Genomic DNA, 25,775 nt, shown 5'->3' with positions numbered 1-25,775 from the left:
AAGTCCTGGCGGATCTTCCGCCGGAGCCGCTGCAGCCCGAACCGCATGACGGACATCGCCGCCGCGGTCCTCACCCTGGAGAGGCAACGCTGAAAAGGCTCAGTCAGCAGCTCACGATCAGGCGGCCCCGTCCCCCAGCCAGCCGATCGTTTCGGCTCGTGTCGAACCGAGTCGTACGTGCCGGTCCGGTACGGACAGTGCGGCCCTCCGGCCTCCCGGCACACGACTCCCCACGGAAGCGACAGAGGTGAGGCCATGTCGGCTGTTTGCTGTTATTTCTGTTATCGAGGTCGCCCGGTACGCGCTCGGCTCGAAAGCTGCGCTGCTGGAGCGGGCGGCGGAGCCGAAGCGCACGGCGATGCTCACCGCGGTGATGCGGCACCTGGAGGCAAAGGGGCCCACGAGTGGCGAACCTGGTCTACAAGCGCGTGTCGACCGCCCGGCAGAACCTCGTCCTCGCCGAGGCTGACATCGAGGACCCGGTCGTCTTCGAAGAGGACCCTGGCACATCCAGCCGCCTCCACCCTCTCCAGCGCCCAAAGTTCCGTGCGCTCCTCGACTACGCTCGGCCCGGCGACACCGTCCACATCTCCGAGATGTTCCGCCTCGTACGCTGCACCGGGCACATCCTCGACGTGCTCGATGTCCTCCACCGCGACCAGGTGGCGCTGCACATCCACGACGGCGCGTTCTCCGCCATGGATCTCACCGCCCGCCACCCGCGCACCGGCGAGCTGCTGTCCACCGTGAAGTTCATGGTGCAGACCCTCGCCGCCGCCGGCGAACTCCAGCGCGACCTCCAGCGCGAGCTGACCTACGACGGTCTGCGCGCCGCCGCGGCCAAGGGCAAACAAAGGCGGGCGCCGCCCCGCTGTCCCGGCCGACAAGACGGACGCCGTGTGCACCGCGTACCTGGACGGCCGCTCCATCGCCGCCCTCGCCCGCGACCACGACGTCAGCCGCGGTGCCATCCGTACCGCTGTCGCCGACCTCCTGCCCGAGCACACCACCGTCGGCTCCGAGGACTCCCCGGCCCCGGAGTCGCCCGTCACCCTCGACATGCCGGGGAAGGTCGCCGACTTCCTCCGCACCACCGAGCTGGAGCCCGCCGAGCGAGCCGCGCTCGACCAAGCCGTGAGCGTACGGCGCGGCCAGGGCTACACCCTGCGCGTCACCGCCCTACCTGCGGTCCATCGCCGGCTCCTCGACCTGTGCCAGCCTCTCGACAGCACCGCGGGGATCTCGGCCATCCCGGCACGGCGCAAGGCCCGGCGCGAGTACGAGAACCGCGTCAGCGCGCTCGCCCCGTGACCGTTCTCAGCGCCAACGGCTGCTATCGATGTCGAGGCCGTTACCTTATGGCGCAGCTCTATGAGCCGCCCGGGTGGGCCAGGGCTGTGTGTGGCACCTGGTAGTGAAGATCCCCCTACGGCATCCTTTGCCTCAGAAAGTATCCGGGAGCTTGCAATGTCGCGTTCCTACTGGGACTTCGTCTTGGCCATGGCGTATGGCACGAGCACATTGGGCCCAGCGATCGACGTTTGGCAAACGGTGCGTGGGCGGACGCCCCAGCGACTCGTCGCCGCACACACGTCGCTTTCTGAGTTGGCCGGGGAGACCGGAGGCCTGACACTGGCCGGTCTTGGCTTCGCAGTAACGGCCTGGATTTGGATCCCGACTGACGATGCCGTTGAGGATTGGGCTGCGTTGGGTGGCACCTTCGGTCTTCTTCCAGGCCTGTGGGTGTGGAGCGTACGACGGCTTGCCCCGGACCCATGGGCGCCGGGTTTCGAGGAGGGCCTGACCAAGCTCAGTGTCCTGCTGCGACGTGGCTTCGTGTTCGCCGCCTCTGCTGCGTTCATCCTTGACCTGAGCTGGTTGCAGATGTGGGCCTCCCGCTTTGTCTGGTGGCTCTTTGGCTGATGCGCCCAGGCTCGCCGCCGGATTCACTCGTTCAGCCCAACAAGCCCACCGACTCCACAGCAAACGGGCCAGGTCAGGGGCTACTCCGTTGTTCGGGCGGGTACTACTGGTACCCCCAGAGCTGCCGGTTTCCCTCGACATGCCGGGCAAGGTCGCCAACTTCCTCCGCACCGCCGAACTGGAGCCGGCCGAGTGGGCGGCGCTCGACCAGGGGGTGACCGTACGGCGCGGCCAGGGCTACACCCTGCGCGTCACCGCCGTCCCGGCCCAGCGCAAGGCCCGCCGAGAGTACGAGAACCGAGTCAGTCAGCGCACTCACGCCCTGACCATGATCGTTCTCAGCGCCAACCGCTGTACGGATCCTCTGCCCCATACCCCCGGGGCCACTCAGCGGCCTGCCGCCGGCAGGAGGGGCCGTCTGCTCGGTTCCGCAAGCACGTCGGCTTCTCGGTTCCCAATTGGCCGCCCCACGGTGGGGAGTGGAAACGGACCCAGTCCGCCGGCAGCGTGCGAGTCCTGCCCGGAGCGGGCATCCGGATATCGACGTACACGCGGCCGGTGAAGGTCCGCTGTCCCGGCACGTGACCGCCCTCGCGCACCGCCGGGACGCCGCTGGACGCCCAGCTCCCCGTGAGCCGCTCGACGACCTCCCGGACCGTCGCCTCGTCCTGCGCCACGATCTCGACGACCGCCAGGCCGGGCTCGGACAGGTGCGCCGTGCTGATGTCTCCCATGTACTAGGAGACGTCCCGCGCTGGAGCGGGGATACGGAACCAAGCGCGGTTCACCCAGGAGTGGACCTGCGCCTTCGAGGACTCTGCGGCCGGGCCGAGAGGGCAGTCTGCGCCGCGGCCGAGCAACCCGACTCCACCCCCAGACGGCGTGGCCAGATAAATCGGCTAGACGGCCCGCAGGCGGCGCCGGGTGCGGGCCGGGGGCGGGTTGCCCGGGTCGGGCCAGTCGTCGGCGGCCAGCCCGTACGTGGGCGGCTTCCAGTTGGCCGGGGCGTAACGGCGGTAGATCTTTCCCCAGGGCGCCTTGAAGTACGAGGGCAGCAGCCGCTACTACTCGCCCCCGGGCGATCCGCATGCGGTCGGGCAGAAGTGGGAATAGCCCAGGTACTCATGTCCGCAGAGCGAGCAATCCTGGGGGGAATCATGACGGGTGACCGTCACGATGCGGCCAGCCCGGCTCGCCGCACCCGGCGCCAGAAGATAACGGCTCGGTTTAGCCTCCATCCGATAACGATCGTCATATGGGGCTCTTTGCTGCTGCTGGTGGTGCTCGGCGTGATTGTTGCGCACACCTACCACGGCACTGGCGAGCCGTGCCCGCCCAGCAAGGTCTGTAATTTCGTCCGTTGAGCTTGCCGAACCGGCCAAGCTCCCACCGGACGTCGTCCAGGTCGAGCATCCGTGCCTCGTTGATCCGCAGTCCCACGGCCTGCGGTCACCCGAACGAGGTAACAGGCCCAGGTCCAGGCACTCTCAGTCGTGCCAGGGAGCTGCGGAGTGCGCGGGTCCGCTCCAGCACCTTGTGGTGGGAGTTCGCCTCGCAGCCCGGTGCGCCCAGGTCACCAGTAGGCGGGAACGGGCGGGCGAGGGATCGACTGTTGTGTTCTTCCTTCCAGTCCGGGAGTGCGGCCTGGCCGCGCTCGCGGCGGTGCGGGATGACGAGTCCGGTGCCCGGGTACCCGCCGTCGGCGATCGTGAGGGTATTGCCGACTGCTGCCTTGGCGCCTGATTCCTCCCATGCCTTGCAGTCGTTGCGGTTTCCGGCGAGCGGCCGGCCGACCACGACGACCAGGCGAGTGTCGGCGTCGATGACGACTTGGTGATTGGTGGAGTACCTGTAGTTTTTCGACCGCTCGGCCACAGTGTGGTCGCGGGTGGGGACCAGGGTGCCCTCCACGATGAGCACGGTGTCCTTGGCGAACCACTTGCGGGGCTGGAGCGCGAGCATCGGCCCGAGGTGGTCGATGATCCGGTCCGCGGCCGACTTGGACACACCGAACAGCGGGGCGAGCTGCCGCATCGTTAGGTTCGTGCGCCAGTACGCCGCGACCAGCAGTGCCCGGTCCTCCAGCTGAAGGCTCCAGGGCCGGCCCTTGCCGACCGCGTCCGCACCCTTGCGCCGTAGTACCGTCACCAGCTTCCCGAAGGCACGGGGGCTCAGCCCGGTGAACGGGGCCATCCAGGACGACTCCGACGCCGTGATCACACCAGCCACACCAAGATCATCCCAGTTGCTGGCGCTGCCCCTTGTCCTCGATCCTGTGTGCTCGGCAAGCAGGGAGGGCACATGGGGCTGGTTCTTTTCCCGGGCGACGGAGACAACAGCAGTCCGGATGTCTCCTGGTCCTACAGCGGCTTTGCCGCGTTTCGGCGACGTCTGGCCGAGGCCGAGGGGTTCGTCCTCTCCGAGATGTGGGGCTTCGGCGGCGAGCATCCGTGGAGCGAGGTGTCCACCGCTCTGGAGCCGCTCCTCGATCATCCGGATGACGGCGGTGACGCCCTCTCGCCTGCCGAGTGCGCGTCGATTCTGATCCGGCTGGAGGCGATCACCGACCAGTGGGCCCGGGAAGGCGGCGACCAGTTCCTCCAGCAGCACATCGAGGACGCACGCCAACTGGCGGGCGTCCTGCGGCTCTGCATCGAGAAGGACGTCCCGCTGGCCTTCCTCTGAACCCCACCAACCACAGAACCACTTACGGGACAACCCTTTTTAATCAGCCGCACCGATCAACGTACGGGAACGCGGGGTATGTCCCTTAGTGAACTCGAAGGCAGTCTTGAAATCAAAGGCGCCTATTTACCCGAGTCAGGTAGGTATTTGAAATCAGCGATCCTGGCCTTAACTAAGGGTTGTCCCGCAACTCTGGAGACCGCTTGCCAGCGTCTGATTCGACCTGATTGGCCGGGCTGCCGTTGAAGTCGCGAGTCGGGTCAGAACCAGACAAGGCGATCCGGCGGCGGTGACTCGCTAGTCCCTGCGCCAAGTTACGGGACAACGCTTAGCGCCTACCCGAGCGACGACCACGGCGGCATCCTCCGCGACGCCCTCTTCGTGCAGGGCATCGTCGACAAGCTGGTGGACCAGACGGTCGTCGTCGAGCGCGAGCGCGGTGCCAGCTGGAGCGCCATCGGCAACGCGGCCGGGATCTCCCGGCAGTCCGCCCACGAGCGATGGAACACCAAGGTCGCGCCTGGGTGATGCTGGGCCGCCAGCGAAACGGCATCGGCCACGGTCCCGCCGACCCGGCCGAGCACGCCCGCCGTCTCGACGGGTGGCTGGCTTCTCACTGGCGAGACCCCCGACGGCATCAGCAGCCTGCTGCCGTCCCTGCGCGACGAGGCCGCCCGCCAGGAGGCCAACGACCGCCGCGCCGAGGTCAAGCGGCTCCAGCAGCGGACCGAGGAACTGCGCCAGGAATGCGACGAGGCGTACGCCGCGGTGATGGAGGCCGCCGGCACGGACGCGGCTGAGGAGAAGCGCGCGGTCTGGGCCGCCCGGCACTTCGCCCGCGCCGAGGCCTTCGAGCGGCTCGCCGCCATCGAGGAGCCCGCCGCCACCGAACACCGCCGTACGGCGGCCGCCCAGCGCGCCATCGCCGAGAACATCCTCCGCGGCCGCGCCACGCAGGACTTGACCAGCAAGGAGACCGTCCGATGAACGAGCCCGTACAGGTCCACCCCGACCAGGGAGCACTGTTCCCGCAGCCCAAGGCCCCGATCGTCATCGACTACGCCCGCACCGACGGTGGTCCGCTGACCGACGAGGACTTCGACCGGCTCCAGGAGCTCGCCCGCACCGCCTCCACCCTCCCCATCACGTCCGGAGAGGTCACCGTCCGATGCCGCTGAACGTGCCGCTCTCCGTACCGGGAGAGCCGCGGACCTCGCCGCCCGATGCAGTCGGCCACCGTCTGCAGGCTCGTGCGCCTCCGCTCGCGGCGGGCGACGTCGACCGGCTCCTTCCGCCGCCCTGGACGTGACCTTCGCACGCGCGCACACGTCGTAGGACGGTCCACGAGTCCAACCAGCATTCCTTTTTGCAGGTCACACGGGTTCGGGACGGTCCGACGGAGACCAGGAACAGATCCGCTCATACCATCGCGTAAAGGGGTGGCATGAGCGAGCCGTTGAACCGGGGAGTCTCACGCGGCGTCCCACTCCTGCGCCCGGCCGCCGCGCCACTTCACCTAGTGCGGATCGTCCAGCACCTGCTCCGGGTCGATCACACCCGCAGCTACGAGGAATACGACCCGGTCGTGGTCTGAGTGCGCCAGGCCGAGGATCTCGTCGCGTCCAGTGCGGCGCGCGGTCACCCGCCGGCCTCCGCTCGGCGAAGGCCGGTGGACGACGATCGGCGCGCTGCTCATGACCCCCAGCGTGCGCCATCCGGGCATTTGCGGCACGCTCCCGGCCCGCCGGGACGGGTCAGCCGACAAGGCGGAGCAACGCGGCCGCCATCGCGATCCGTCCTGGCGGCCTGGCGCGTACGGGCGCAGGGCTGCGGCTGCCGTGCCCCAGGATGCCGTGCGGCAGCCTCCGAACCCGGGCCGACCTGACCGCCCGCCACCTCCTAGGGAGCAGCATCGGAGGCCAGGCTCACTTCCCGCACCGCTGGCGTGCGTCGGCGAAGGCCCCGGCGCGGCCGTCGGCGAGCGCACGGGGCAGCCAGCTGGCGGTGAGCGCCGTGCCGCTGGATGGCCATTGCAGGGTGCATCACCCCCAAGTGGCGGATCGCTCGCGGCTGAGTTGCCATGGAAGGGACGGCGTCCAAGGCCCTCACACAAGGGGCGTCCGCGCGGCTCATCCATCAATTCGTGCCCGCTGTCAGTCGAGATGGCGGTCTGAGCTCCGAAGGTGAGGTCGGCGACTGCCATGTACAGCTACGCGATTCCGGTTCGTGGCAAGACATACCTGTGGGGTTCCGGCGGACTCAGTGTCGCTTTCACGTGGCCGTTGCTGCTCGTCATTAGGAACGACCCGCTTGGTGATCCGATCGACGTCGGCTCCGAGGGGTCAGGCTCGAGCGCGTCGACCTCCTACGGCACGCTGCAGCCTGGGGAATGCTGGACGATCCCTGTGCAGGGGCTCCGGGGCGTCTTTGCTAACTGCAGCACCGACACCACGGTGTCCTGCTCCCTGGTGGTGCCCGCGCTGAGGCCGTCCGGCCCTGGCTGAGGAACATAACGGAACGGTGGTTCAGATGGCGAATGGCAAAGCGGTTAATCTCCGTGTTCGACCGGTAAAGTCAGTAGATCTATGCTACCCCGTCGACGGAATTATCCTCTTCCAGCCCGACTCGTTGCTTGGCAAGGCAGTAGCCTCTTATGATCTCGAGGGCCTGTATAACGGATTGGGGGCCACAACAGGCGACAAGAGTAGGCTCGTATGGGACTCCATGGCCATCCAATCCACCATGCAAGCTGATGTACTATCCGCGCTGCGAGCCGAACCTGCGAGGGCAGAACTGGACCAAGCCATAGGAATGCGTCAGAACGCCTACCTCACAACCTATTCAGACGAGGTCATGGCAATCGCCAGGCGCGTTTACTTCGATAATCCATCGGAGCAGTCGGCGGTCGTGCACAGGCTCGTCAGTGACCTCGAGAGTAACACAAATATACTGCACGGAACCCTGGACAACCTGTACACAGCGGACGGACTCTCGGGAAACCCCATAAAGAAGACAGTGTCTGACACCACCTTCTCGGCTGTTCTCGACGACCCCTTCGGGGGAGCCCATTACGACAACAACGCGGTAAGCCATTCTGAGACAAGAGGCTACGAGTACAGAATGCCTTCATTGGAGAATGAAATCAAATACCGCCGCGCTCGAATCGCTCAGCGGCAGGAATATTTGTCAGCCATACGCATGAGAGAGATGTGCGAGTCTGCGGCCACTACATTCCCAAATGAGCTGGCCGCGTTCGATCAGCAGATCAGGAAGCTGCAAAGCGCCTACATTGACACGATGCTGGTACCGCCATTTGCTGGAGTCGTGACGGGCGTCTTCCGAAACACCGGTGACTTTGTGAGCGCCGGACAGCCGGTAGTGCGTGTGGAGGACGACACGTCGGTGTACCTCGTTGGCACGATCAAGTACCGCGGCATGCTGCGACTCAACAACAAAGTTTCGGTCAGCACCACGCTCTTCGATGCACCTGGCGGCCTCCCATCGACGATCGAGGGTGTTGTCGCATCCGTCCGCGGACACGAATCAGTCGACGAACAATGGGACGTACTCGTCCGCTGCACCAACCGAACTGCGGGTGGCAGCCCGATTCTCCCACTGAACTACAACTTCGACTTCGAGAGCACCACCATCTCGATCACCGCGACCTGACGGGCCCTCGTGTCCTACGCAGCCGCGACCAGAACAAATCACAGCGAAAAAGGCGTCCACCGTGTTTGATCTCGGAGGATTGATAGATTCCATCTTCGGTGGGGGTAGCCAAGGAGACACAGGATCGGGGGTTCCGCCAGAGGGACTTATCCAGTGGTCACTTGGACAATACTTTGCCCAAGTGCCAGGGCCGGTGGGTGCAGTACTCGGCCTCTACTGGACTAGCGGTATCAACTTCGAAGACCTGGGCAACGATCTGTCCACAAGGTGGCAATTCGAGGAGAGCGAAAGCACCGCCCGGCGCATGGCCACCGGCGAGGGAACCTCCGACGACAGCAGGAACATGCGCGGACAACTCCACGAAGTTGTCACGTACGGGCAAATGGGTGTCGATGGGCCGACCGGGCTTGTGAACCGGACGGCGGGTCAGGTTGATCAGGCTACGGGCTACGGTGAGGCCAACTTCCGTGGACACCTACGCTTCGGCACAGACCAGGATGGCGGCACGGGCGGTGTCCGCAGACTGGAGACGCTTGACCGCGGGGACTCACGGCAGCCACCCGACACAGGCACAGGAGCTGCCGAGCGCAGGCTATTGGGCTCCCCCACGGAACAGCCAGGTCAAACGGACGCTTCCCGCCCCTGGTACCGGCCGGAGGGCGCACCGCCTCCGCGAAGCGAGTCAGACACCACACCCCAGGTGCCATCCTCCTCGGCGGTCTACTTCGGCCGCGACTCCTCAGGAAACCCGGTCTACGTCCTCGGCACTCCAGCGTCGGCGAGCAAGCCGGAACAAGCTGTCGAGGTTCATATCCATGGCTTGCGTCCACCGCCGCGAGATGACGGCGTCGCGGAGGTGCACGTCCATGGTGTACGTCCGTCACGGCCGCCGAAGGCGCCACCACCACGCCCTGAGAACAGCCCGGACACAGACGGCGAGCGCAATTTCTGGAATCGTGGTGGGGCGGGACTGCTTTTGGGGACAGCGACTGGCGCAATCGGTGTCGTCATCATTCTGTCGAACCCTGTCGGCTGGGTTGCCGGCCTGACCGGGGCGTTGATGCTGGCAAGCGGGGCGGCCGCATCCCTCAGCAGCGGCACGGAACTGGGCGCCTCTTACACCGGCAAGACCACGGCCGCGCAAGATGCGGCCATGAACGAGGCCGTATCGGCGACACTTGGTACCAGCTCACCGGGCGGCTTGCTCGGCGGTGTCGCCGGGACCGTGTACACCGGCACGAGCCAGGGCTTTGAACAGGGTGCATTCTTGGGTGGATTGGCGGAAGGCGCAGTGTCGCTCGGCGCTGGTGCTGGCCGCATGGGCGCACGTGAGTTGCGCTTCGGGCGTCCACGAAACATGAACTGGGGAGCGGCTGCCAGGGCCCGCAACCAGCAAGTGTACGACCTTGGTGACGTCGCTGCCCGCAGCCGATCCAACCCTCACTTCCCCCGCTCCGTGGAACGCATCGAGTTGTCACACACGCTTCCCCGGAACCCAGCACCCGGCTCGTTGTCCGCCAGGGTCCGTCGGTCGATCGGGCCGAGACAATACGAGCGCATCTTCAATCGCCCGTTCAATGTCACCCCCATGTGGGCAACAGAGCACGCACTCATCGATCCTCGCCGGTATCAATTTATGAAGGCTCCGTTCCAGCTGCTGTATCCGCCACTCACAGGGCCCGCCAGGTGGGCGCGTCTCCTCCCGCCGTGGCTGGTCCAGTCGTCATACGGAGGTGTACGGATAGGTCTCACCCTTGGGGAAGGCTCCCTGGCCGGTGACAACGACGGCGATACCGAAACCGATACCGAAGCCGACACCGACGTTGTCAGTGACAGCCTGCCGCTGGACTGACGTACAGGGATGAGGCGCCTTCTAGAAGACGCCGGCGAAGAAGGCCGTCGGCCCGAAAGCCCCGCAATGCCAGCTGACCGCTGTTGCGCACCGATCCACCGCCGGCCGCCTGTCCGGCCGGGGGGGGTGACCAGAGCCCGCACGGCCGGACGCCCTCTAGCCGTCGATAGGTGTCGGGCCTGCACACGGCGCAGGCTTTGACGCCCTCCACCAGGGCGCGCCGCGCGGTCAGGTCGTCCACGCCGAGGCCCCTCTTGGCCAGCACGCAGCCGCCGATCCGGCACCCGGCACCCGATGGTCCTGGGCCCTCCAGCGCCCGCCCGCACAGCCGGGACGGTCGTCCGCACTGCCGACTGCGCTCGCCGTAGGCGGGGTGCCGCCCAGCTCGTGCCGATTTAGGCTGTCCACCCCAGGGGAGCAGCCGGGGAGGTGCCCGATGCCAAGGCCGGTATGGAGCGGCGCGATCAGTTTTGGGTTGGTGACTTCTCTGAACTGCGATCGCCACCGACCTCGGGGAATGGGGCGTACATGGTGAAGGCGGGGCTACGCCAAGGCCATCTGCACGTGTCCGATGGGTTCCTGGGAGTGAGTCGGCGCTGTGCTCGTGCGGGTCGCCTGGCGCGGTGTCTGTGCCATCAGTGAGTCTGATGAACAGATCGCCAAGAGAGGGAGTGGGCTATGTCAGAGCCGTTGATCGAAGACCCGACAACTGGAATGGACGCCTTCCTTAAAGAAGGCGAAGTGGCTGCCTGGTCACAGGCCGCCCAGATCTTGGGGTTGGGTCTCCAACTCAACGGCCATCGAGTCGTACTCCAAGAGGAAGAGGATGCTTACCATCTAAATATTCCGGAGGTTCCGGAGCTGACGCCTGATTTTATCGCCCCGTGGGCTGAGCTCTTCGTGCAGGACCACTTCGATGAGCGACTCCCCTTTAGATGGCTCAACTATCCCGGCTGGTCTCAGCCGATCCAGTCAGAGAGCACGAACCAGATCACTCCAGCACCGGACCGCTGGTGGGAAAGTGAGCTGGGCGGGCGGGCGTTTGAGATGATGCCGCGGCTCTACGACGCTGTACGGACGAGCGATGACCCGGCCGCAGCCGCCGCCACATTGCTGCATGTCGGCCAGCTCAGCCATCACCAAGTCGTCCGAGTTGTGTCGGCTGCCCTGCTTGCGCAACGCAAAACGACGCTGTGGTGGCCCACAATTGAAGCCCTGGCGGACGGGTGTACATCTGACAGCGAGACGATCCAGCAAATCGCGATCGAAGCACTACTTCGGGTGGCACCCGGACATCCGATTCTAAAGACCCTGCCGCAGGACAATGAGCCGAACGACGGCGATGAGTTGGCTTGGACGTCCATCATCGTGCCCGGTACATGGACGCGGTTTAGGCGGCCCTCATGGTGGAGGCCGGGAGAGACGCTCTTCCGCTATCTCCAAAATGAACCTGGAGTAGACGACCCAAACGACGGAACTCTGATCGCGGTAGGGGAAGATCTCTATGACCGTGACGATCACTACCGGTGGACCGGCGGCTATACAGTGGAGGACCGGATTGCAGCGGCGCGCGACTTGGCCCAGTGGGCAGCCAAACACTCAGCCCCACGTTTCAAGAAGGTCATCGCCCATAGCCATGGCGGCAACGTCGCGTTGAACGCGGCAGCGTTCAACGGGCTTTCCATCGACATGCTAGTCATGCTTCACACTCCACCCCACCAGCGAAGCCAGGCCGAGTGGAGCCTCATTGGGGAAAGAATCAAACGCATCATTGCTATGCGTCCTAAATTCGACTTCGTCGTGATGCTGGACCGGTGTTGGACGGGCTTCCATCGCACCCCGGTCACTGGAAACTTTCCGTCCGAGAGGGTGCGGACTCTCAAAGTTCCGCTCTGGTTCGACCATTCAGCTTTGACTGATCCCCAGGCCTGGAGGAAGCATAGACTTGCAAGCGAGGTGGCTGCAGAATTCAACCACGTAGACTGACGGGGGCGATCGCGTCGGCTTCATTAGGCTCAGGAATTCAAGCGTCACTATTTCCCCGAAGGCTCCGAGCCTGCAGGTGCCATTTTGACCACCAGCGGCGTATCGGTCCACATCACGCGGTCTGGCGTGAGGAGGGGCAGGACGAACAAGGAACGGTGAGGTGCGATCGGAAGTGAGACCCGGACGAAGGAGACGTACAGACCGGTACGGCCATGTGGATCACCACCTTGACCCGGCCCCTTCCTCGCATGGTGTCTGATCAGCCCTACTGGCAGACCGCGAAGCGGGAAGCCCCAGCAGGACTGGCCCGCCGGCTGTCGCTGAGTCGATCTGGCCGATCTTGGATTCGGCGCCGGCAAGGCTGACGCGGAGCCCCTCGATCTCACCGAGCCAGCCCTCCCGCTTCGCTTCGGTGATCCGGTCGAGGAGGTTGTCGCGGATCTCCACCAGGCGGCCGCGCTGGGCGGGGTCCGGTCGCAGGAGGGAGCAGCGGACGCAGGCGTGTTCGTGGATGCAGGCGGTTCCGTAGGCGCGGGCGCAGGTGCCAACCGAGAGTTTGCGGCGTTCGAAGTGGCCGAGGAAGTCTTCCCATTCGGCGTCGGTGGGAATGCGGTACTCCTCGGCGGGGCGCAGGGTGCGGCGGCGGGTGATGAAGGCTCGGTGGGCTTCGATCGTCTCGGCGGGGTAGATAGCGTTGTAGCCCATGGTGGTGTTGATGTTGGCGTGGCCGGCGATGACCTGGGCGATGCGGGGTGGTAGGCCGGTGCGGATGGCGTCGGTGATGAACATCCGGCGGAAGTCTTGCGGGGTGAAGGTCAGCGGCTGGCCGGTGGCGTCGGTCAGCTGCATGAAGGCGACGGTTTCCTTGAGGATCTCGCGGACAGTCTGGGAGTTGAGGGTGGAGGGCTCCCGCCGCGGTTGTACTGGAAGAGCACCGGCGCAGGCGCATTCCACTGGCGCTCTTCGCAGTCGTAGCGGGTGACCAGCGGGATCAGGCCGGTCTTGGGGTCGCGGACACGGCGGATGATCGTGGCCAGGACGTCGGCGAGCTCGGGGCTGATCAGCAGGACGCGCTCGACGTCGGTCTTGGACGGGGCGATCTGTAGCAGGGGGACGATCTCGCCAGTGGTGGGCAGCCGGTATTGGATCATCGCGTGGTGCGTGGTCTCCAGCATCTCCTCCACGCGGGCGCCGGTGTGGCGCAGGAACTCGATGCTCGCCCAGGCCCAGAAGGCGCGGTGCTCGACGCGGTCGAGGTGCACCAGGCGGCCGCCCGCGTCGCGCGCGGCGGCGCCGGCCGAGTTCGTGCCGCGGGTGTAGGGGGCGCCGTCGAGAGTGAACCGGCCGCCGGGCGGGACGTTGCGGGCGGTCTCCAGGTGGGCGGAGGCAATCCGGTGGTGCTCGGCAGCCGCCTGGGCGAAGGTCTCCAGCAGGGGCAGGCGTTCGCGGGTGCGCTGGTCCATCCGCGCCTTGGTCCGGGTGAGGCGTTTACGGTCGGCGGTCTCGGCCACCTTGATCGGGCAGGGCGCCACCCAGGGCCCCAGCGGGCGGATTCTTCCCCCGCCCAGCGGGCGATGTCCAGGTAGAAGGCACGCACGGCAGACTGCGGCACTGTGCGGTGCTGGGCCTTGCGGTCTGTAATTTCGTCCGTTGAGCTTGCCGAACCGGCCAAGCTCCCACCGGACGTCGTCCAGGTCGAGCATCTGTGCCTCGTTGATCCGCAGTCCCACGGCCTGCGGTCACCCGAACGAGGTAACAGGCCCAGGTCCAGGCACTCTCAGTCGTGCCAGGGAGCTGCGGAGTGCGGGGGTCCAGCTCAGCAGTGAACCGGGGGGCTCGCAAGGCGAGTTGGAGAGTGGTTGCGCGCATGGGAAGGGGCCCTGAGCGGTGACGTTTCACCAGCTCAGAGCCCCTACAGGCGCCGCCTCAGAATCAGCCGGAGTCGCGTGCCAGCGCCCCGGCGACGTCCGCCGCGAGCCCGTAGCCAGGGCTGTCGTCGAGGAGCCCCTTGCGCTTGTTGTAGCGCTGGGTGGTGCGGGAATCTCGGTGGTCGGCCCAGCTCTGGACCTTGTCCGGGCGCGCGTTGGGCTTGGCGAGTGCGTGTGTGATGGCGTCGACCTTGGTGCCGTGCGGTCCGCGCAGCGGCAGGTTGGCACGCTTGGCGAGGGACTGGAGAGTGCGCCACACGGCCGGTTCGTCGAGCTGGCCGCCGCTGGAGGTGCAGAACAGCCAGCCTGTTTTCCGGCCGTCGAGGTAGTCCTGGAGCGCGTCCCACGCCGCCGGCGGGATGGCCTTCTTCGCCCGGCCGCCGCCCTTGACCTTCTCTAGCAACAGCACCCGGTGACCCGTGTCGTCGCCGAGGTCCTCCACGCGGGCGTTGAGCAGCGCGTCGATGCGCAGGCAGCAGGTGTAGAGCACCAGGAGCATAGCGTAGGTCCGCTTGCGGTACGCCGCGATGCGATGCTCGTCGCGGGCCGTGACCAGCAACTTTGCCCACTCCTGCTCGGTGTAGCCCGGCGTCGAGGAGAAGTCCGGATCGAGGTACGGGCGCTGGACGGCGTCGAACGGGTTCTTCACGCCGTCATCGCTGACCTTGTCCAGGAAGGCGAAGAACGAGGAGGCCGCGGAGAGGGAGTTGGCCCGAGAGGCGTCCGAGTACGGCTTGCCGGTACGGGCCATCTCGCCCCGTCGGCCGCCCTTGACCCGCACCCACGTCGGGGTCGCCTCCAGCCAGAGCCGGAACCCGTCGGCGAGCGTGAACTTCACGGCCATGGGGTGGGTGCCGTGCTCCCGGGCGAACTCCTCGAACACCTTGAAGCCGCGGGCGTACGACTTCTGCGTGTTCACCGACCGCTGGTGCGCGATCCAGGACGCGGCGAGCGTCGGCAGCGGATCGCCCTCGCCGTACAGCGCGAGCAGATGGTCGTACAGCTTCCTCGCGTGCTCGGGCCACAGGTCGCGCGGATCGCGCCGGACGGTCGCGAGCGTCGACCGGGGCGAACGGGCCACCTCCGAACCCGGCGTGTCGGGCGATTCACCTGATTCCAGTACATCCTGATCCGGTGTCAGCATCCTGACAGGATAACCGTAATTATCCTGTCACTTCACGGCGGCGCACTGCATGTCAGCCACCATCTGACTTGAATCCCTTGTCAGGCTTCCTCTGACAAACGTGTGTGGTCAGCATCAATCATCAAATGATGCTGGTCACTTCGGCCTGACGCTCACCACAAGTCAGGCATCGCCTGACATTGCAGGGGTGTCAGCTCTATGCTGACGAGCATGACCGAGATGAGCCCGCAGACCGACACGAGCGCCGAACCGGACCACCCGTACACCAGGGGCGCCCTCGCGCGCCTCATGCTCTCCGACGCGCACCGCGACACGGCTGAGACCGCGCTCAGCCGCGTCGGAACCCACGACGACTCTTCCGGCACGGTCGCGCCGGGCGACTTCGTGCGCGAGGCCGCCGAACTGCTCCGGCTCGCCGAGCACGCCCAGCGCCGCGCCGTCGTCTACGAGCGCGAGCGCGGCACCAGCTGGGAGGACATCGGCGAAGCTCTGGGCATCACCAAGCAGTCCGCCCACGCCCGCTTCGCCGAGTACGTCAACGAATGGACCGAGCCATTCGAGAAGCCCGAGCGTCGGCACGCGGACGGCACCGCCGACGACCGGCGCATCCCCTACGGCGCCCGCTACGCACCGGGCGCTGCCGTCCCCGCGGCTGGCAGCGCGGAGAAGACCGCCGCCGAGCTGGACCGCTGGCTGCGCCGGCACGACGGCTGGGCCGACCAGGAACACCCGGTCAGCGGCAGCCTGCCCCGGTACTCGACTCGGGAGATGTCGCTGCTCGTAGGGGACGCCGCCTTCCGCATGCGGATCGACCAGCTGCTGCCCGACCCCCATGCGGAGGCCGACCTCTGGGAATTCCACGCCGAACTCCAGGAACGCATGATCCGCGAAAGTGAGCGCGGAGGCCTCCCCCTCCACCCCAAGATCGACTACCCCCAGGAAGCCGCCCGCTCCCGGGCCCGCGCCGCAGCCCTGCGCGAGGCCGCCAACCGCGCCAACATCCGCGACGCCCAGCCCGCCGGATCCGGCGAGGGAATCGAGGAGAGTGTCCGTTGACCGAAGCTGCCGGGCCGAAGTGGCCGATGTCGCAGAAGAAGGCCCCCGAGTTCGTTGACGACGCGCGTCTGGTCCTCAGGGACGCCGATACCCGCTCAAGGAACGCCCTACCCGCGTGGTCGTCCTTCGCCCCGTGACGAAGGGGGCGTTCCTCATGCACCCTCACGCCGTCCTCCCGCCGTGCGCCGGACCGGTCCCGCAAGGGCATCGGCGACACCATCACCCGCGCCGGCAAGCGCGCCGCCACAGACGCCTGACGGCATCCCTCACCCGAGGCGGGGGAGGAGAGCCAACGGTCTCGGTGGAGTGACCTGCCACAGCGAAGACCGGACCAGGCCACTTGGCTCCCAAAAGAACTGTCCTTGCTCGCAACCTGTCCACGAGAATGATCAGCACCTTCGAGAAGGAGGACACATGTCCGCATCCAACAACGGAGTCTCCATTACGCACGAGTTGGAGCCGTACGAGTGGTCGAATGAGGAGACCGCCGCGTACGAGGCCGCGATCGAGGCAGTGAACGGCGCCGTGGGCGCCTACACCGCCCGCATCGCCGCCGAGCGGGCCAAGCCCGAGCCTGACCAGGACGCCATCGACGCCGCCGTCGCGGCCCGACGACAGCTCGCCCGCGAGCGCGAGGCGCTGCGGCCCACAGACCAGGAGCAGATTGCTGCGGCCCGTCGGCGGTACGCGGAAATCGCGCGGAAGGTGCGGGAGGGCAACGCGTGATTGATCCCGCTGAGGTCGAGCGGTACCGGTTACCGCAGGAAGAGAACGAGCGGATCTTCTTCCAGGAGATCGTGCCCGATCTCCTGGAGGGCCTGGTTCCGCAGGAGACGCCCACGGTCGTCGCCATCATCGCGCCGCCCGGCGCCGGGAAGAGTCGTCTGGCGGCGATCGTCGCGGAGAGGCTCAACCAGCAGGGTGGTTTCGTGGACGTCGACAGCGACCTCTACAAGCCCTACCACCCCGCCTACGACGATCTGATGGCGCAGGACGACACTTTGATGGCCGCCTGCACGCGGGCCGACGGCCGTGCCTGGATGGCCCTGGCCGAGGAGTACGTCCGCGCCCACAAGCTCAACGCCATCGTCCAGGAGACTTCCCAGAACCCGCAGGCCGTAACGGACAAGCTGCGGGCCTACCGGCAGGCCAGTGCCCGCTTGGAAGGACTGTTCATGGGCGTGGCGAAGGCGGTGAGCGACCAGGGCATCGCGAACCGGTACTTCGAGCAGCTCGCCGACCGAGGACAGGGACGGCTCACCGTCCAGGCCAACGCCGACGAGTCCTTCGAGGGCATCCTGGATCTGGCCGACCTCGTCGATCGTGACGCGCTGCTCGACCTGGCGAGCATCTACCGGCGAGGCGAGAGCAAGCCCCGGTACAGCAACAGCCTCGACGACCTCGGGCAGTGGGTTGCTCCTCCAGAACTGCGCAGGGGCCTAGAGATCGAGCACGCCCACCCCCTGACGGGCGCCGAGAGCAAGGAGTTCGTCGACACCCAGCTGCGGCTGCGTGAGGCCAGCCGCGACCGCGGCCCGGAGTGGCCGGAGCGGCTGGCCAGGATCGAGCGGAACGCGGTTCCCATCCTGAAGCCAGCAGACGTCCAGCGGCTCACGCCGGCGCGACCGTCCTCTGCGGCCGCCCGGTCCCGCAGCACCACCGCCACCCGAAGGCAGGACCAGCCGGGACGCGGACCGGCCTCCGGCTCCAGCCCCGAGCGTCAGGCTCCTCAGCACCGGCCCGAGGGGCCGGACACCGGCCGCGGACGAAGCCGGTAACCACGCGACGTCGGTGCTCTTCACCTTTGTCATCGACGCCGCGCAGTTCGACTTCACACCTGCCTTCGGACCAGGTGCTCGAGGAACACCCCTTGCCGAGTGTGCATCCTCGGCCGCGTAACAAGGGGGCGTTCCTCGTGCACCCTCCCGCCGTCGTCCCAGCCGGTGACGTCAGTCAGTGTCGTGGTCGAAGTCCCGCAGCAGCGGGTCCAGTTCGGTCGCCGCGCGGCACAGGGTGCATGTCCGAGTCCGGGGGTGCTGGGCGGCGGTGAGGGCCTGGTCGAGCCTGAGCACGGGGGCACCGGCCGGTGCCTCAGGGCAGTCGGACACGTGGAGCACGGACTCCGCCGGGCCGCTACCGCGCTGCGGAAGCCGCTCCAGCACCCAGCCCCACGGCTCGCCGGGCCCGGGCTCCGGGTAGGTCGGTGGCGGGGGAAGGAGCTTGAGCGGGACGTCGTCGTACGACGCGCCTTCCATGGCCCGCACCTGCGTCGGCGGCTCCAGCCACACCCAGTACTCCGCCGCCTCCACCTCGCATCAAAGGGCCAATGAGTTGATCTTGAAGCCCTAGTGGGCGCCCGGTCGCCACCCCCCATTGTCGTTGATGGTGACCTCGATCGAACGGACCGCGTAGCCACCACCCCTGGAGTCCCAGCCCAGACACGGCCTCGCGGTGCGCCTGGCTGCCCGGTTTACCCAGCCGGAAGCCAACGCCAGCCGCTCGTGACGATACGCGCGGCCGCCGGCGGCCATGACTAAGGTGGGTCCGTGTACGGCCCGTCCGAGGGGGGCTGTTCGGCGCCAGCCTCGCGGGCGCGTCTGGTACGCATCTCCATTTCGAGGTCGGCGATCAGTTCCTGGACTTCCTGGTTGGCCTCCAGGTAGTCAGGCAGTTCTGTGGTGTCGGACGGGAACGCGGCAACGACCTGCTCCGCAGTGAGGCCTGTCACTTCGGCCAGGTAGGTGCCGCTGAGGGATGCTTGGGAGGTAATTGCCCCCTCCATGTCCGAGTGCCTGAGGACGGCGCCCCGCAGGTCGGCCCGAGAGAGATTTGCGTTCTTCAGGTTGGCGTATATCAGGTTGGCGTTACGGAGGTCGCTTTCCGAGAGCTGCGCGTTCGCCAGGTCCCCTGTATTCAGGTCTGCGTGGCGCAGGTCCGTGCCGCGGAGGTCGATGTTGAACCGCTCGTGGCGCTTCGGGCGGCGCGCCAGGACTGTCAGTGCTGCCTGGACCGCTTCCACCGGCCGCGGACGATCGGTCGACGTGCCGGGGTCCCTTCCAGCCGGGGCGTGGTAGCGGACGAACGAGGCAAGGACCTCCACGACAGTGGGGTGATCCTTCTCGGAGTCCCCCATGATCCGCTCCAACGCGTAAACGCCGCCCAGCGTCTCTACATCGCGTTCCGAGGCCAGCTGACTGATTGCCCTGGTGAAGCGGTCGGTAACCTGGCCCTCGCGCGTGAGTTCGGCCTGGTCGCGGTCCCGGACCTGTGCATGCTCCAGAGTGGCGCGGGTGATTTCAAGAGTGCCGCGTGTGAGTTCGGACTGGACCCGGTCGTTCTCGCGCGTGTGCTGGAACGTGCGATGGCTGAGGACTAGGCCGATGCCAGCCACAATGCCCGCCCCGACCGCCACGACTGCCGTGCGGAAGCCGGTCACGACCGACGCTACCCCGGGTGTGGCCTGCTGGTTGAGGTGCGCTTTGTCGAGAAACCAGGGGCCCTTCCAGAGCAGCCAGAGGAAGCCGACAATCAGGAGGAAGGTAGCGCCTGCGAGCCACCAGGTGCGAGGCGAGGTCGCCTGGGCGGGGTCTGACATGCAGTTATGTGATCAGGTCCACCAGGGTGAAGCACGGCTGCGACACGCCCAGGATCTCATCCGGCGGCCTCTTTCGGGCTCACCTTGGCTGGACTGCGGCAAGCGCCAGGATGCTGCGTGACTACGACGAGACGACCTAGGAATTCAAGATCATTTGGTTGCCTCTTTGACGCGCATCTCGGTCACACCCGCCCCCACCCCCCGAGACTCACCTCTTAAGAGGTGAGTCTCGGGGGGTGGGGGCGCGCACTCGTTTCTCCACGCCGGATGGAGCAGGCAACTCTGGGACGGCGCCACTGCGCTGACCACAGCGTGCGGTGCTTCCCCCGTGGCATCACACCCTGAACGGCACAGCTGGCATCAGCCTCGGACATCTGGCTTCGCCCCACTGTCAGTGGCCCGTGCGAGTCTTTAGGGATGCCCGGCGGTGCCCATCAGCGCGAAGCCGATGCGCCGTCGGGCACATCTATTTTCGAGCGGAGGACGATCGTGGAGAGCTACAGGTTGCAGTGGACGAAGGCCGGCAGGGACGGCCGGCAGGAGTCGGCTGTCTCCTACAGCGCGTCGGCCGCCGAGGACTACAAGACGCTGAAGGAAGCCCAAGAAGGCGTCTCCGACGTCGCGATCGTCAAGGTGAAGCCGGGCATGTAGACCCCGGGCCCAGAGCTCCTACGCCAGTGCCCTGCCCCGGGCAGCACACGGGGCGGGGCACTTCGCATATGCCTGAGGTTCTTTCGTGCACGCCCCTGTCGCCTGCGGCGCCGCGGTGGCAGGGTGAGCGGTACGTGGTCCTCCGCATTCGCGACTCCCCCCGGAGAGGGACCGCTCTGGCCCCGCCCGCGTGGGCGGGGCCGCGCCCGCCTCCCGGCTCCCGGCTCCCGGCTCCCGGCTCCCGGCTCCCCACGGGAGGCTATCGGCGCACGCCCTGACCACCACCGTACGAGGGCTCAGGCCGGGTCCACCGTGACGAGTGAACGGGCCCGGCCCGGGCGGACGCGATTCTCGTACTTGCGGCGTGCCTTTCGCTGTGCCGGAATGGCCGAGGTGCCGTCGAAAGGCTGGCAGGGCATTCAGGCTGCGTCGGCCGCCGGCGCGATCGCCCACACAGGGCCCCGGGACACCCCCGCCTTGGCGTGACGTTCCACGGACGTAAAAACTCCTACGCTCATTGACTGAGCGCGCCGACGAAGCCACCGCCAGACCATCAAAGTTGAGAATCAACCTTGGCCACTGACTCCAGTGTTGCCCGACCAGCAGAGCAAACATGGCTACGGACGGCCTAGGCCACCCTCAACTCACCTGCGCAAACAACGACTTGCGGCGCTAACTGCCAATCCTTCATCGTCATCACATCGGGCCGCTGGCCCACCGCGCTACAGGGCTCCTCGGCCCGGCTGAGCCTGACCGGGCATCGGGCCGGGAGCCCTGGACACGGACCGAATCCCACGATGAAGGAGATCCGTCATGAGCGACGGTAGCAAGACGAAGGACACCGGCAACACGCCCGACAAGCCGGAGAGCCGCACGGCGCGGCTTCGTCGGCGGATCCGAGAGTGGCAGATCCGCCAGCACGTCGTCCGCGGCATGGCCTACGGCGTCGGCAGCGGCGCGGTCAGCCTCATCGTGCTGTGGGTGCAGACCCGGCACTGATCCACGGCATGGCGCTGGGCGGGCTGTCTCTGCATCCCCGCCCAGCGAGGTCGGCGGCGCCGCGGCACAGCATCCGAGGGCAGCGGCCCGCGACACATCGCGTAGATCCCCCGCCGCCCCTCCCGTTCTCGTTCCTCTTAAGAGGTGAGTTTTTAGGTAGCCGCCCCCCTGCCCACTCCGGCGGAGCGCCGAACGGCGGCCTCCGCCCGTGCTTGAGGGGACCAATCAGGGCGCGCGGGTTATCTGGCCAGACTGACCGCTTGAACCTGACAGGTCCCGGCGTCCGGAGGTCCGGACGCCGGGACCTGTCAGGTTCAGCGCTGCTGCGGCTTGCGCGGTTGGGACTGGTCGGCACCGCGGCGCAGGTGGTCCTGCTGTTCGGTGCTGCCAGGAACGGGCTTCTTCAGAGGGCGCTTGGTCGTAGTCGACCGTCCCCGGGCGGCGGCCGCCGACACCTTCGGCCGGGCCCCTGGCATCGGCTTGGCCAGGGCTTCGCCCATCTTCCGCATGGCCGGGATATCCGGTCCATCCGTCGCACGGTCCGCAGGTCGCGGCGGGGTCCCCCCTCGGCCTCCGCGAGGAGCGCTGTAGGTGGTCGCGGCGTCTCCGAGGCGGAGCAGCGCCTCGGCGCTCGGGAGCGCGCCGCCCCGCTCGTCGGCCCGGGCGTCGTCCCCGCGGAGCTTGCGGGCGGCTGCCTGGGCGAGTCCTGCGATTTTGTCGCAGGCGCGGGCCGACAGTTCCCGCAGGAAGCCGCTCGCGCGCTTGTCGGCGAGCAGTCGGTCGAACTGGTCCCCGGCCCGCTTCCTGATGGTGGTGAGCAGGTGCCCCATCGCCCCGCGGACGCTCTGGATCTTCTGCCACTCCGGCAGATCCTGGAGCGAGTCCACGTGGGTGTCCGCCTGCCGCAGGGTCACGTTGACCGCTGCGGCTTCCTGGTGCCCGTCGCGCTCCGGCGCCGGTTCCGGCTCGGCCGGCGGGGCGTCCGGTGCCGGGGCGGGAGAGCCGTTGACCGCCTCCGTGATGAGGCTCTGGAGAGTGACCAGGTGGGGGCGTACGTCGTCGAAGAGCTCGGCGGACGTGCCCCCCGTCGTCACGGCGTCGTCCCAGGCTCCTGGAAGTTGGAGACGAAATCGACGGCGCCCGCGGCGGCTTCGGGGCGTTCTTCGCGATCGTCCTCCCCGCCTGCGTACGCGGCTACGGGCAGTTCGTCCGTCCCCCACAGGGGCGTGGACGCTGCCGGTTCCGGGCCCTCGGCGGCAGGCGCCACGGGCGGAGGATCCTCGCGTGGCGTCGCGATCTCGGGGACATCGGGGGCCGGAGGCGTCAGCTCGCCCTCGAAGCCCGTCAGGACCTCGTCTGCGAGGTCGTCCTCCTCGTCCCAGGGCCTCCAGTCCGCTGCGGCAGGCTCATCGGCGGGAGCGGTGTCCGGCTGTGTCTCCTCGCCGGAGGGCGCCGGGGGCGCTTCGGAGGCTTCCTCCTCCTTGTCCGTGGACGGCTCGCCGCCCGCGGCGGTGGGCGGCTCAGTGGGCGCGGCCGCCGCCGGAGGCTCTGTGGGCGTAGGCGCTTCCGCCGCCGGGGCGTCGTCCGTCACCACGGAGGGCGCCGGCGGGGCGGGCTCGGCGATGACGGCGGCTTCCTGCTGCCGTGCTCGCTCCTCTTGTGCCGCCTCCACAGTCGCCTGAAGGCGGGCCTGGAGCCTCCGGACGTCGAACAGCATGTGCGCGAGGGGGAAGGCCAGGGCCGCTCGGATCTCGCTGTTCGGGGACTGGGGCAGTGTGACGCCCCAGGCGTTCACGGCCTGCTCGACGCCGGTGAGGTCGGCGGCCATCATCCGTGGCGACGTCACGAACGGTGGTGTTCCGAGGGAGCACACCCCCGAACCAGTAGACGACAAGCCCGACAGCAAATGTCAGGTTCGCCCAGCCGTACAGCCGCGCACGGAGGATGTGCCCACGCTGCCAGGGCACGAGCCAACCCCAGCGGAGCGCCGCAGCTCCGCTGATACCGGCGTGCAGATTTCGAGGATGGGGCCCTGAGGCAGTAGCCGACGATCTGCGATGATCGTTTGCACACTGTCCATGACTACCGAAAGTTTGAGCCTGCATGAGGCAATTGCCGGACTCTATGAAAGTGGTCAAGACTTGACCGCGGTCTTCATAAACTTGCAGGTCATGAAGTCTGCTCCCCGCACCCGCGGGGATGGTCCCCAACTCGCCGTGCAGACCCTGATCGACAGCCTCTGCTCCCCGCACCCGCGGGGATGGTCCCTTGCTACCGCTGGAATGGAAGTCGCACACGAACTGCTCCCCGCACCCGCGGGGATGGTCCCCGGGCTGCGGCCTGCGACCGGTCGCCGTCGCCCTGCTCCCCGCACCCGCGGGGATGGTCCCCAGAGCTACCTCGTCAGCCTCGACGAGGCCATCTGCTCCCCGCACCCGCGGGGATGGTCCCGGTGCGCCACCGAGTGCGAGATCGCCTCCGAGCTGCTCCCCGCACCCGCGGGGATGGTCCTCATGGCTGCGGAGGCCAGACACAAGAGCGTTTGTTGCTGGTTCTTGAGAACACTTCCTGACCGATGGCGTGCGCGGTGTCGACGAGAAACAGCAACGCTTGGGCGGGGTCGAGTCCTCGGGGCGCCGCGCGGCCTGTCAGATGCGGCTGACATGCTCGACTGATGCTGATCGATGGATTTGAGAACGACCCGCTCGTGCCAGGGGAGGAATTGCTGGCGCTGCCGGGGTTCTGGGCCGCCTACCTGTTGTGGATGTGCCAAACCGAGGGAGACGATCCAGATTTGGCATGGTTCGGCGTCGACGAAGCCGACACCGATGCGGCCTCCGATGCCCTGCACGACGAGGAACAGTGGCCGGTCTTCCGGATCCCGTTCTCAGGCGGTCACACCGCAGTGGTCCTTGGCTGCAACTTTCCCGATGACCCGGGAACGGAGTACTTCATCGCCCACCCCGAGTGGGGACGGCACGGTTACCTGGCCACCATCGACGGGCACCAGGCTGGCCCGGGACTTTCCTGGCGCGAGCTCACGCACATCGCGCGCACCCCTGACCTGGACGCCCCCGGCGTCCACGCCGAACACGCCCGCCTGCTGCTCCTGCTGCCCGCGGTCGGCGACGAGAACCTGCCCGACGAGGCCGTCGACATACTTGGCGACGCCCTCACGCGGGCGGGCGTTCCGGCCGGTGAAGCACCGAAGCTGGCGCAAGCACTACTCGTCGACCACCCTCTGTGGGAGCCGGCCGAATGGACGCTTCCCGGGCCCTCCCCGCTCTCCGGTAGCCAGGAGCACTTCCCCGGAATCCTGTACTGCGACGGACCCATGAGCCCACGGTCCGGAAGGCGCCTTGCCCAGGGCATCACCCGTGAGCACAGTGACCGGCTGGCCCATGCACTCGGCACCTGGCCCACCGCATGAACCGCACACGCACAGCACAGGGCCATGCGCAAGTACCTGGGCGCTCTCGGAACTCGGCAACACGGTTTCCGCCGGCTGTGTACCGCTCTCGGCTGTGATCGACAATCGCTCTTGGCTCTCGACGACAAAAGCCAGTCCTCACCACCACCTCATCCAAGCTGCTGGACGAACCTGCTCCCCGCACCCGCGGGGATGGTCCCAGCATGTCGACGATGACCGGAGCGTCACTGGCCTGCTCCCCGCACCCGCGGAGATGGTCCCTGGCCCAGCGCCGTGACGATGTCGGTGTACGACTGCTCCCCGCACCTGCGGGAATGGTCCACTCCTCGAACTCTCCGAGCAGCTCAAAAACACATTACAAAGGGTCCCGTGGCGCTCACTCAGACCTCCCTGACTCCCACTCCCGCGGGCAGCCCCCTCACCCCGTTCCTCCTCTTCCGCGCCGGGAACTGGACCACCACCCCCTTCCAGTTCCCCGCACCCTCTGCGGAGGTGGATGACGACACACACCTCAAGAAGCTCGGCTTCGATCCGTGGACCGCCACTGAAGGCCTGACCGCCAGTGCCGACATGCTGCCCCTCGCCCTGTGAGTCTGGAAGCGGCAGGAACACCCCCGGTTCGCTGGCGAGCTCGACACGCTCGACTCCGCCGACTACGTCCTGGCCCACGATCTGCCCGACGTCATGGAGCTCCTCGCAACGCTGGACACCAGCTGTGCAGGCACTCGCCGTCACCGGCCTCATCAGCGACGCCAACCGCATTGGTAACGACGGAGGAGACCAGGGCTCGCTCCTCTCGCTCGTCCGTAAAAGCCTCGGGCAGTCCTGATCACGGGCGGCCATGTGCTCGAAGAGCT

The 25,775-nt window shown here is 67.2% G+C and carries 27 protein-coding genes, 3 pseudogenes and 1 CRISPR repeat array; of the genes and pseudogenes, 18 read left to right on the top strand and 12 right to left on the bottom strand.

All coding sequences use genetic code 11. The annotated features are described in order from the left end of the window. From IE136_RS33330 to IE136_RS33320, 4 genes and pseudogenes are all read left to right on the top strand, one after another. Nucleotides 1-93 (top strand): annotated as a pseudogene (locus IE136_RS33330) (IS5/IS1182 family transposase); the annotation flags it as partial. A gap of 311 nt (nucleotides 94-404) precedes the next feature. Beyond that, nucleotides 405-791 (top strand): annotated as a pseudogene (locus IE136_RS36230) (recombinase family protein); the annotation flags it as partial. Nucleotides 792-897: 106 nt separating this feature from the next. Further along, nucleotides 898-1,311, top strand: a complete 414-nt coding sequence (locus tag IE136_RS36225) for a resolvase (protein ID WP_229819421.1) — start codon at nucleotides 898-900, stop codon at nucleotides 1,309-1,311. Between the two features lie 156 nt (nucleotides 1,312-1,467). Further along, entirely contained in the window at nucleotides 1,468-1,923 is a 456-nt protein-coding gene (locus tag IE136_RS33320; protein WP_189602352.1) for a hypothetical protein, read from the top strand. A gap of 103 nt (nucleotides 1,924-2,026) precedes the next feature. On the opposite strand, the gene IE136_RS33315 is transcribed toward IE136_RS33320, so the two are convergent. From IE136_RS33315 to IE136_RS33305, 3 genes and pseudogenes are all read right to left on the bottom strand, one after another. Next, nucleotides 2,027-2,242 carry a hypothetical protein gene (locus tag IE136_RS33315; RefSeq protein ID WP_189602351.1) on the bottom strand — a complete coding sequence of 72 codons (216 nt, stop codon included), beginning with the start codon at nucleotides 2,240-2,242 and terminating at the stop codon, nucleotides 2,027-2,029. A 19-nt stretch (nucleotides 2,243-2,261) separates the two neighbouring features. Further along, entirely contained in the window at nucleotides 2,262-2,657 is a 396-nt protein-coding gene (locus tag IE136_RS33310; protein WP_189602350.1) for a DUF6207 family protein, read from the bottom strand. A gap of 877 nt (nucleotides 2,658-3,534) precedes the next feature. Beyond that, nucleotides 3,535-4,152: pseudogene (locus IE136_RS33305) on the bottom strand (transposase family protein); the annotation flags it as partial. Between the two features lie 72 nt (nucleotides 4,153-4,224). On the opposite strand from IE136_RS33305, the gene IE136_RS33300 reads away from it, so the two are divergent. From IE136_RS33300 to IE136_RS33285, 4 genes are all read left to right on the top strand, one after another. Beyond that, complete coding sequence (locus tag IE136_RS33300; RefSeq protein WP_158993586.1) at nucleotides 4,225-4,608, top strand: hypothetical protein; 384 nt, start codon at nucleotides 4,225-4,227, stop codon at nucleotides 4,606-4,608. A 381-nt stretch (nucleotides 4,609-4,989) separates the two neighbouring features. Further along, nucleotides 4,990-5,136 carry a hypothetical protein gene (locus IE136_RS33295; protein ID WP_189602349.1) on the top strand — a complete coding sequence of 49 codons (147 nt, stop codon included), beginning with the start codon at nucleotides 4,990-4,992 and terminating at the stop codon, nucleotides 5,134-5,136. Nucleotides 5,137-5,379: 243 nt separating this feature from the next. After that, nucleotides 5,380-5,595, top strand: a complete 216-nt coding sequence (locus IE136_RS33290; RefSeq protein ID WP_229819419.1) for a hypothetical protein — start codon at nucleotides 5,380-5,382, stop codon at nucleotides 5,593-5,595. Beyond that, the gene (locus tag IE136_RS33285) at nucleotides 5,592-5,786 is read left to right on the top strand and encodes a hypothetical protein (protein ID WP_189602347.1); all 195 of its coding nucleotides are present in this window, start codon (nucleotides 5,592-5,594) and stop codon (nucleotides 5,784-5,786) included. The genes IE136_RS33290 and IE136_RS33285 overlap by 4 nt, the downstream gene beginning before the upstream one ends. Nucleotides 5,787-6,124: 338 nt before the next feature. Here the strand turns inward: IE136_RS33285 and IE136_RS33280 are convergent, their stop codons facing one another. Further along, on the bottom strand, nucleotides 6,125-6,304 hold the full coding sequence (locus IE136_RS33280) for a hypothetical protein (protein ID WP_158993584.1): 180 nt from the start codon (nucleotides 6,302-6,304) through the stop codon (nucleotides 6,125-6,127). Nucleotides 6,305-7,137: 833 nt separating this feature from the next. Here IE136_RS33280 and IE136_RS33275 point away from each other — a divergent pair. Both IE136_RS33275 and IE136_RS33270 read left to right on the top strand, forming a co-directional pair. After that, nucleotides 7,138-8,277: an HlyD family secretion protein gene (locus IE136_RS33275; RefSeq protein ID WP_189602346.1), complete on the top strand. Its 1,140-nt coding sequence runs from the start codon at nucleotides 7,138-7,140 to the stop codon at nucleotides 8,275-8,277. A 193-nt stretch (nucleotides 8,278-8,470) separates the two neighbouring features. Continuing rightward, complete coding sequence (locus IE136_RS33270) at nucleotides 8,471-10,129, top strand: hypothetical protein (protein WP_189602345.1); 1,659 nt, start codon at nucleotides 8,471-8,473, stop codon at nucleotides 10,127-10,129. Here the strand turns inward: IE136_RS33270 and IE136_RS37035 are convergent. Beyond that, entirely contained in the window at nucleotides 10,104-10,634 is a 531-nt protein-coding gene (locus IE136_RS37035; RefSeq protein ID WP_506417215.1) for a DUF6233 domain-containing protein, read from the bottom strand. The genes IE136_RS33270 and IE136_RS37035 overlap by 26 nt on opposite strands. Nucleotides 10,635-10,807: 173 nt before the next feature. Here IE136_RS37035 and IE136_RS33265 point away from each other — a divergent pair, with 173 nt between their 5' ends. Next, nucleotides 10,808-12,115, top strand: coding sequence for a lipase family protein (locus IE136_RS33265; protein WP_189602344.1), 1,308 nt, complete (start codon nucleotides 10,808-10,810; stop codon nucleotides 12,113-12,115). Between the two features lie 219 nt (nucleotides 12,116-12,334). Here IE136_RS33265 and IE136_RS33260 read toward each other — a convergent pair whose 3' ends face one another. From IE136_RS33260 to IE136_RS33250, 3 genes are all read right to left on the bottom strand, one after another. Continuing rightward, entirely contained in the window at nucleotides 12,335-13,069 is a 735-nt protein-coding gene (locus tag IE136_RS33260) for a tyrosine-type recombinase/integrase (RefSeq protein WP_189602343.1), read from the bottom strand. After that, complete coding sequence (locus tag IE136_RS33255; protein WP_189602342.1) at nucleotides 12,955-13,647, bottom strand: hypothetical protein; 693 nt, start codon at nucleotides 13,645-13,647, stop codon at nucleotides 12,955-12,957. Before IE136_RS33255 ends, IE136_RS33260 begins: the two co-directional genes overlap by 115 nt. 400 nt (nucleotides 13,648-14,047) lie before the next feature. Continuing rightward, a complete protein-coding gene (locus IE136_RS33250) occupies nucleotides 14,048-15,187 on the bottom strand; it encodes a tyrosine-type recombinase/integrase (protein ID WP_189602341.1) in 1,140 nt (379 codons plus the stop codon). Nucleotides 15,188-15,397: 210 nt separating this feature from the next. Between IE136_RS33250 and IE136_RS33245 the strand changes: the two genes are divergently transcribed. From IE136_RS33245 to IE136_RS33235, 3 genes are all read left to right on the top strand, one after another. Then, on the top strand, nucleotides 15,398-16,243 hold the full coding sequence (locus IE136_RS33245) for a hypothetical protein (protein ID WP_189602340.1): 846 nt from the start codon (nucleotides 15,398-15,400) through the stop codon (nucleotides 16,241-16,243). A gap of 414 nt (nucleotides 16,244-16,657) precedes the next feature. Then, complete coding sequence (locus IE136_RS33240) at nucleotides 16,658-16,969, top strand: hypothetical protein (RefSeq protein ID WP_189602339.1); 312 nt, start codon at nucleotides 16,658-16,660, stop codon at nucleotides 16,967-16,969. After that, nucleotides 16,966-18,021 (top strand): zeta toxin family protein, encoded by a 1,056-nt coding sequence (locus IE136_RS33235; protein ID WP_189602338.1) that lies wholly within the window; start codon nucleotides 16,966-16,968, stop codon nucleotides 18,019-18,021. The genes IE136_RS33240 and IE136_RS33235 overlap by 4 nt, the downstream gene beginning before the upstream one ends. Nucleotides 18,022-18,192: 171 nt before the next feature. Here the strand turns inward: IE136_RS33235 and IE136_RS33230 are convergent, their stop codons facing one another. Both IE136_RS33230 and IE136_RS33225 read right to left on the bottom strand, forming a co-directional pair. Beyond that, nucleotides 18,193-18,552 carry a DUF6233 domain-containing protein gene (locus IE136_RS33230; RefSeq protein ID WP_189602337.1) on the bottom strand — a complete coding sequence of 120 codons (360 nt, stop codon included), beginning with the start codon at nucleotides 18,550-18,552 and terminating at the stop codon, nucleotides 18,193-18,195. A gap of 224 nt (nucleotides 18,553-18,776) precedes the next feature. Beyond that, complete coding sequence (locus tag IE136_RS33225; RefSeq protein WP_189602336.1) at nucleotides 18,777-19,838, bottom strand: pentapeptide repeat-containing protein; 1,062 nt, start codon at nucleotides 19,836-19,838, stop codon at nucleotides 18,777-18,779. A 489-nt stretch (nucleotides 19,839-20,327) separates the two neighbouring features. Between IE136_RS33225 and IE136_RS33220 the strand changes: the two genes are divergently transcribed. Together IE136_RS33220 and IE136_RS33215 are read left to right on the top strand one after the other, a co-directional pair. Then, entirely contained in the window at nucleotides 20,328-20,489 is a 162-nt protein-coding gene (locus IE136_RS33220) for a DUF8636 domain-containing protein (protein ID WP_189602335.1), read from the top strand. Between the two features lie 813 nt (nucleotides 20,490-21,302). Then, entirely contained in the window at nucleotides 21,303-21,488 is a 186-nt protein-coding gene (locus tag IE136_RS33215; protein WP_189602334.1) for a hypothetical protein, read from the top strand. Between the two features lie 314 nt (nucleotides 21,489-21,802). On the opposite strand, the gene IE136_RS33210 is transcribed toward IE136_RS33215, so the two are convergent. Both IE136_RS33210 and IE136_RS33205 read right to left on the bottom strand, forming a co-directional pair. Beyond that, entirely contained in the window at nucleotides 21,803-22,582 is a 780-nt protein-coding gene (locus tag IE136_RS33210; protein WP_189602333.1) for a hypothetical protein, read from the bottom strand. Further along, nucleotides 22,579-23,334 (bottom strand): hypothetical protein, encoded by a 756-nt coding sequence (locus tag IE136_RS33205; RefSeq protein WP_189602332.1) that lies wholly within the window; start codon nucleotides 23,332-23,334, stop codon nucleotides 22,579-22,581. Before IE136_RS33205 ends, IE136_RS33210 begins: the two co-directional genes overlap by 4 nt. A 332-nt stretch (nucleotides 23,335-23,666) precedes the next feature. Continuing rightward, nucleotides 23,667-24,000: a CRISPR direct-repeat array (repeat unit 29 nt; unit sequence CTGCTCCCCGCACCCGCGGGGATGGTCCC). A 162-nt stretch (nucleotides 24,001-24,162) separates the two neighbouring features. Here IE136_RS33205 and IE136_RS33200 point away from each other — a divergent pair. Beyond that, nucleotides 24,163-24,918: a hypothetical protein gene (locus IE136_RS33200; protein ID WP_189602331.1), complete on the top strand. Its 756-nt coding sequence runs from the start codon at nucleotides 24,163-24,165 to the stop codon at nucleotides 24,916-24,918. Nucleotides 24,919-25,287: 369 nt separating this feature from the next. Further along, nucleotides 25,288-25,509 (top strand): hypothetical protein, encoded by a 222-nt coding sequence (locus IE136_RS33195; protein ID WP_189602330.1) that lies wholly within the window; start codon nucleotides 25,288-25,290, stop codon nucleotides 25,507-25,509. Nucleotides 25,510-25,775: the final 266 nt, after the last annotated feature.

This window comes from Streptomyces lateritius (assembly GCF_014649715.1).
GTDB classification, from domain to species: domain Bacteria; phylum Actinomycetota; class Actinomycetes; order Streptomycetales; family Streptomycetaceae; genus Streptomyces; species Streptomyces lateritius.
The sequence above is the reverse complement of the archived record's forward strand: the minus strand, read 5'-3'. Positions and strand labels throughout refer to the sequence as shown.